The following is a 6,414-nucleotide window of genomic DNA, read 5'->3' on the forward strand; positions in this document are numbered from 1 at the left end:
TGCGTAAGTGACAGGTAAATATGATAATTGAAGGGATGAATTTATATGGAACGAAAAGAATTAGAAGAATTAGTTATTCGTAAAATTAATGATAGAGGGGTAACGCTTGAACAAATTGCAGAATTAACCTATTTTTTACAATCAAGTTATTATGAGGGGTTAACGCTTGATATTTGTTTAGAAAATGTGCGTTCTGTGTTAAAGAAACGTGAGGTTCAAAATGCAGTTTTAACAGGGATAAGACTGGATGAATTAGCAGAAATGAACATGTTAGGGGATCCATTACAACAGATGGTTGATCATGACTATTCTTTATATGGAATTGATGAGGTCTTAGCTTTTTCGATTTTAAACGTTTATGGATCGATTGGTTTTACTAATTATGGATATATAGATAAATTAAAACCTGGTATTTTAGGCGAAATTGATAGAAGTGGTAAAAAAGATGGGTGTTGTCAAACGTTTATGGATGATTTAGTCGGCGCGATTGCTGCCGCGGCAGCGAGTCGCATCGCCCATCGTCGTCAGCAATAATATGAACTAAAAGGAGATCGTTTTATGTGGTTAAACTATGCTTTAGAGTGCGCTATTTTAGCGAATATTTTAGCACAGGTGATTAAGGTACCTCTTCACTTGCTCATGAAAAGGCAATGGCAACCGATGCTCATTTTTTCAACTGGAGGGATGCCAAGCTCACATTCTGCTTTTGTTGCAGCACTCACGACGGCCGTTGCCGTTTTAGATGGTTTTCATTCAACCACATTTGCTATCTCTTTTTGTTTAGCTTCGGTTGTCATATATGATGCAATGGGGATTAGACGCCATGCGGGAGAGCATGCTAAGCTACTAAATCATTTAATCGATGATTTAGTTAATAGCGGCAATGTGTTGTTTTTTCAGGATAAAGCTTATCAAACAAAGCTAAAGGAATTACTTGGCCATGAACCATTAGAAACACTGGCTGGTACGTTATTTGGAATAGCGATTGCTTTAATTTATGGATGGTGTTTACACCTCATCTAAGGCTAGAAAATAATTTTTTAATGTATAAACATTGTTTGTATTGAAAGTTTTAGATATACTAATAATAAATGGAAACAGTTTGGGTTATTTTAACAAAGACGAGGTGGATCTGATGAAAAATGAAATTTATGATTTAACAATTATTGGCGGAGGCCCCGTAGGAATTTACGGAGCATTTTACGCGGGAATGCACGGAATGAGAACGAAGATTATTGATGCATTACCAGAGCTTGGGGGGCAACTTGCAGCACTCTATCCAGAAAAATATATCTATGACTTACCAGGGCACCCAAAAATTAAAGCGGGGGAAATGGTTGAACAATTAAAGGTGCAAATGAATCAGTTTACAGATCGTATTGATGTCGTCACAAATACGAATGTGAAGACGGTTGAAAAGTTAGAAGATGGAACCTTTAAAATTTGTACGGATCAAGAATGTCATTATTCACGTTCTATTGTTATTACCGCCGGAAATGGAGCCTTTACACCTCGAAAGTTAGATGTCGGAGGTGCTGAACAGTTTACTAATATCCACTATTTTGTATCGACAATGGAGACATTTAAAGGAAAAGATGTTGTTATTTTTGGTGGGGGAGACTCAGCAGTTGACTGGGCGTTAATGCTTGATGGTGTTGCTAAAAGTGTGTCTATTGTTCATCGACGTAATGAATTTAGAGCACATGCGTCTAGCGTTGAAAAGTTAAAACAAGCGAATGTTACTTGTTTAACTCCATACATTGCTAAAGATGTGATGGGACAGGGCGATCGTGCGAATCAAGTAGAGCTGATTAATGTAGATACAGAGGAAACAAAAATCCTTTCGGTAGATGAAATTATTGTTTTATACGGATTTATCTCATCGTTAGGGCCAATTAAGAATTGGGATATTGAATTAGAAAAAAATGCGTTGCGTGTAGATATCACTCAACAGACGAGTGTAAGTGGTATTTTTGCAGCAGGAGATGCTTGTACCTTTGATGGGAAAATTAAAATGATTACGACTGGATTTGGTGAGGTTGTTGTAGCCATTAATGCTGCAATCGCGTATGCTTATCCGGATAAGGTGCATCGCCATAAACATAGTTCGGCGATGATGAAATAATCATTGTTTAGGAAGTCTTGGGACTGTGGTCCAAGGCTTCTTTTTTATTGTTAACGATAAGGCGGCTTAGCGTAATAATCGAAAACCTAAACGGGTGGGGCGTTGTTCCTAATGAAGAATTAAAATTTTATAAAGTTAAAAAAAATTCATAATTGCGATTATATGGGAAAAATTTATATGATATAATGAGAATGTATGTATGAACTGAGGTGTAAATAATGAAAATCAAAGAAGGGAGTATCGTACGAGGAAAGGTCACAGGTATTCAACCTTATGGAGCGTTTGTCCAGTTGAGTGATGAGTGCCAGGGGCTTATTCACATTTCAGAATTATCTGATGGATATGTTAAGGATATACGTGATTTTGTGAATATCGGTCAGTATATTGATGTAAAAATTCTTAAGTTTGACTCTGACAACCGACAAGCACGGTTAACTTTAAAAGGAATTTCCAATTATAGTGGCCGAAATAATCGTATGAAGGCCTCTAATTTTGAGACTTCGAATGGATTTGCACCGCTTGCCCAACACTTACCCATTTGGATTCGAGATTCACTCGATAAAATAGCAAGGGTTAACAAGGAGGACTAGAAAATGGGAAAATTCCTATCATTTAATTATGAGAACGCAGCGTCTTTTGTTGCACAACATGAACTAGATTATGCAACTGAATTAGTGAATGTACTTCATAAACGAATTCATGAGCAAACTGGAGCAGGTAATGACTTTTTAGGATGGGTTGACTTACCTGAATCTTACGATAAAGATGAATTTGCTCGTATTCAAAAAGCAGCTGCTAAAATTCAATCTGATTCAGACGTTTTATTAGTTATCGGAATCGGAGGATCTTACCTTGGAGCTCGCGCAGCAATTGAGGCATTAAATAACCACTTTTATAACTTACAAGATAAGACAACACGTAAAGCACCACAAATTATTTTTGTTGGGCATCATATTTCTTCGACATATGTTCAAGAATTAGTTGAATATTTAGCGGATAAAACATTCTCAATTAACGTTATCTCAAAATCAGGGACAACAACTGAGCCAGCAATTGCTTTCCGTGTGTTTAAAAAATTATTAATTGAAAAAGTAGGACGTGAAGAAGCAAATAAACGTATTTATGCAACAACTGATGCACAAAAAGGAGCTTTAAAAACATTAGCAACAAGTGAAGGATATGAATCATTTATCGTTCCAGATAATGTTGGTGGACGTTTCTCAGTATTAACAGCGGTAGGTTTATTACCGATTGCCGTTAGTGGAATTAATATTGAGGAAATGATGAGAGGGGCAAACGATGCTCGTCAAGAATATGCTAATCCTAACTTAGCAGAAAATGAAGCTTATCAATATGCTGTTATCCGTAATGCGTTATACTCAAAAGGTAAAACGATTGAAATGTTAATTAACTACGAACCAGCGTTACTTTACTTTAATGAATGGTGGAAACAATTATTTGGAGAATCTGAGGGTAAAGACCAAAAAGGAATTTTCCCAGCTTCAGCTTCATTCTCAACAGATTTACATTCAATGGGACAGTTTATTCAAGAAGGTCGTCGTGACTTATTCGAAACTGTTATTAATGTTGTAAAACCAACTCGTGAAGTGGTATTAGAGGCCGAAGAAACTGATTTAGACGGATTAAATTATTTAGCTGGTCAAACTATTGACTTCGTTAATAAAAAGGCATTCCAAGGAACGTTATTAGCACACGTTGATGGAGGAGTACCAAATCTTATTATCGATGTTCCTGAATTATCAGCATATAGCTTTGGATATTTAGTTTACTTCTTTGAAAAAGCATGTGCAATGAGTGGTTATATTTTAGGAGTAAATCCATTTGATCAACCAGGTGTAGAGGCCTACAAGAAAAATATGTTTGCTTTACTTGGAAAACCAGGTAATGAAGCATTAAAAGCAGAGTTAGAAGCACGTTTAAAATAACGTCATATTAACGATTTTAAGACTTTCTCGTCAGTTAGCGGGAAAGTCTTTTTTTCATCATTTAAAGGGCGTCAGAGATAAAAGATAACGATTTGCCACCCTTTTGCCATTAAGTTTGGGGGTACATCTTAAAAAGGTAGAGGATTCTTGATATGAGCTATTAAGGGATTATCAGGCGATATTGCATATAGAATGAAGTCATAGATTAATTAATTGTGTCATATATTAATTGAAAAAAGACAAAAGGTGAAAAGAGTAGTAAAATAAAAATATAACTTAACACCTGTTCCTTTTAGAGGGAACCTAGTCCTGTCTTAACTAAGCGGGGAAGAAAGAAAAGATGTTTTAGGAAGGAGAGGGAAGGATGACGGAGGTAAGTCAATTATCGAAAAAGGATTTAATAAGTAATCTTTGGATGACGGATGAATTAATGAGTCAAATGAGATATTTTGAACAAGAACGCGCAGAAAAGAAAAAAACATTGGTATTAACAATTGAGAGTACACAAAAGGAGTATATTGCTTCGGTAAAAGAAAAGTATTATGGGAGTGAGGATTTTAAGGCGCATCAAAAGTATGAGGAATTATGTCTTAATTTAAAAGATTTTAGGGAGGTAGCTCTGTTACTAGATTTAATTATTGGGGTCCTTATTTCTTATTTGCTTTTTATGATCGGTGTAAAGTTTTTATCGGTGGTTCTTTCGTTTGTTGTTATTGTGTCATTGATTTATTTATTTTATTATGCGGGGGTTAAATATTATTTAAAACAAAAAAAACCTCTTTCAATCCCAACTCTAGAAGCTGTGATAGACGAGGCGAAAGAGGGCTATGATTATCAACATATTGAACATTCCTTGTTGGCCAATCATTTACGAGAAGAAATTCATGAAATAGATCAAAAAATTTCTCAATTAGAAAGCGAACTCGTTGAGAAGACAGTTTTACCCGAAAAGTATCGACATCGTTCAAAAGATGTGATTTGGTATTTAGAGAATCTTGTTGCGGATAATCTAAAAGAGGCGTTATCCGCGTTGATTGAAGATGATCATAGAAAACAAATGAAGCAAATGATTGATAATCAAAATCATGAGATTAGACATTTAAAGGAGATAAGTCATCAATTAATAGAAAATCACCAACGATTAATCGAAAGACTGGAAACACAGCAACAACGAATTGAGGAATTAGAAGGTAAGAAAAAATAATGATAAACCCCTTTTGTGTGGAAAAGACAGGAGGGGTTTTTATTTTATGAGGAGATTTAGTTGTTTAGCGTAGCCTAATTTTTGAAGGGGGTGGTTTAATGTGTTTTGAAAAGATAAATGGGATGTTTTATAAGATAGATTAATGTCTAATCACGGTTTTTCTAAAAGTGGGGGGAAATTCACCTTTTTTGAAAAATAGTGAATACTTTTAATCAAATCTTTTTATAAACTTCATACGATAATAACAAGCATAGATAAAGAAGGGAAGAGATGAAGTGAGAGAATATTTTGACTCAATTAAGCGAAGGGACCCTGCTGCGCGAAATATTTTTCAGATTATTTTATTATATCCTGGGGTTCAAGCTATTTTCTGGTATCGCATAGCTCACTTTTTATATCAACATCATTTCAAGCTGTTAGCTGAGATGATGATGTTTATTGTTAGATGTGTTTTGAATATTGAGATTCATCCGGCTGCTACCATCGGTAAACGTTTATTTATCGACCATGGCACTGGTGTTGTGATAGGGGCAACGAGTGTGATTGGGGATGATGTAACAATGTATCACGGGGTTACTCTCGGGGGAGTTGGACGTGGGGACTCGAGTGGGAAGCGACATCCGACCGTTGAAGATGGGGTTACAATTGGTGCAGGTGCAAAGGTTCTTGGGAATATTACCCTAGGACAAGGCTGCATGATAGGAGCAAATGCCGTTGTGTTAAAGGATGTGCCTCCAAGAAAAACGTCGGTTGGTGTTCCTAGTGCAGTGAAAAAGTAATTAATTTGCGAATTTTAGAGCTTTTATTATATTTGGTATTGGTCCTTCATAAGCTTGTAAAAAAAGAATCGCAAAGGTGATGAGGATGAAGAAAACAATAAGTATAATGTTATTAGTAATCGTGTTGTTTTTAAGCTTTATTCCAGTTATACTAGGAAAGTATCAAGATAAGTGGAATAATAAATCGTCAGTGACGGTAGTTTTAGATGCGGGACATGGTGGAAAAGATGGTGGGGCCTCATCAGCAGGTGGTGTCATTGAAAAGGAGATTGTTCTATCTATTACGAAAAAAGTAGAGGATTATTTAAAGCTTCAAGGTGTTAATGTAGTACTGACACGAGATGGAGATTATGATCTAGC

At 35.8% G+C, this 6,414-nt stretch carries 8 protein-coding genes (1 of these 8 running past the window's edge); all 8 read left to right on the forward strand.

The genetic code is table 11. The features are described from left to right. Positions 1-45: 45 nt before the first annotated feature. On the forward strand, positions 46-534 hold the full coding sequence (locus VXM77_RS03230; RefSeq protein WP_161832874.1) for a phosphatidylglycerophosphatase A: 489 nt from the start codon (positions 46-48) through the stop codon (positions 532-534). 24 nt (positions 535-558) lie between these two features. After that, positions 559-1,023 carry a divergent PAP2 family protein gene (locus VXM77_RS03235; protein WP_262953942.1) on the forward strand — a complete coding sequence of 155 codons (465 nt, stop codon included), beginning with the start codon at positions 559-561 and terminating at the stop codon, positions 1,021-1,023. A 112-nt stretch (positions 1,024-1,135) separates the two neighbouring features. Beyond that, the gene (locus tag VXM77_RS03240) at positions 1,136-2,125 is read left to right on the forward strand and encodes an NAD(P)/FAD-dependent oxidoreductase (RefSeq protein WP_338507107.1); all 990 of its coding nucleotides are present in this window, start codon (positions 1,136-1,138) and stop codon (positions 2,123-2,125) included. A gap of 218 nt (positions 2,126-2,343) precedes the next feature. After that, a complete protein-coding gene (locus tag VXM77_RS03245) occupies positions 2,344-2,715 on the forward strand; it encodes a CvfD/Ygs/GSP13 family RNA-binding post-transcriptional regulator (protein ID WP_161832877.1) in 372 nt (123 codons plus the stop codon). A 3-nt stretch (positions 2,716-2,718) separates the two neighbouring features. Then, positions 2,719-4,071, forward strand: a complete 1,353-nt coding sequence (locus VXM77_RS03250; RefSeq protein ID WP_262953941.1) for a glucose-6-phosphate isomerase — start codon at positions 2,719-2,721, stop codon at positions 4,069-4,071. Positions 4,072-4,435: 364 nt separating this feature from the next. After that, on the forward strand, positions 4,436-5,275 hold the full coding sequence (locus VXM77_RS03255; protein ID WP_338507112.1) for a hypothetical protein: 840 nt from the start codon (positions 4,436-4,438) through the stop codon (positions 5,273-5,275). Positions 5,276-5,550: 275 nt separating this feature from the next. Then, positions 5,551-6,054: a serine O-acetyltransferase gene (gene cysE / locus VXM77_RS03260; protein ID WP_161832880.1), complete on the forward strand. Its 504-nt coding sequence runs from the start codon at positions 5,551-5,553 to the stop codon at positions 6,052-6,054. 85 nt (positions 6,055-6,139) lie between these two features. Next, a protein-coding gene (gene cwlD / locus VXM77_RS03265; protein WP_161832881.1) for an N-acetylmuramoyl-L-alanine amidase CwlD crosses the window boundary here: on the forward strand, positions 6,140-6,414 show its beginning. It continues 418 nt past the right edge of the window; the window shows 275 of its 693 coding nt (coding positions 1-275); it begins with the start codon at positions 6,140-6,142; the stop codon falls past the right edge of the window.

The organism is Turicibacter sp. KK003, from assembly GCF_037014675.1.
GTDB classification, from domain to species: domain Bacteria; phylum Bacillota_I; class Bacilli_A; order MOL361; family Turicibacteraceae; genus Turicibacter; species Turicibacter faecis.

Coding starts and splice junctions, on each gene's coding strand:
- VXM77_RS03255 (WP_338507112.1), top strand. CDS start 4,436: ATGACGGAGGTAAGTCAATTATCGAAAAAGGATTTAATAAGTAATCTT.
- VXM77_RS03235 (WP_262953942.1), top strand. CDS start 559: ATGTGGTTAAACTATGCTTTAGAGTGCGCTATTTTAGCGAATATTTTA.
- VXM77_RS03240 (WP_338507107.1), top strand. CDS start 1,136: ATGAAAAATGAAATTTATGATTTAACAATTATTGGCGGAGGCCCCGTA.
- VXM77_RS03245 (WP_161832877.1), top strand. CDS start 2,344: ATGAAAATCAAAGAAGGGAGTATCGTACGAGGAAAGGTCACAGGTATT.
- VXM77_RS03230 (WP_161832874.1), top strand. CDS start 46: ATGGAACGAAAAGAATTAGAAGAATTAGTTATTCGTAAAATTAATGAT.
- VXM77_RS03250 (WP_262953941.1), top strand. CDS start 2,719: ATGGGAAAATTCCTATCATTTAATTATGAGAACGCAGCGTCTTTTGTT.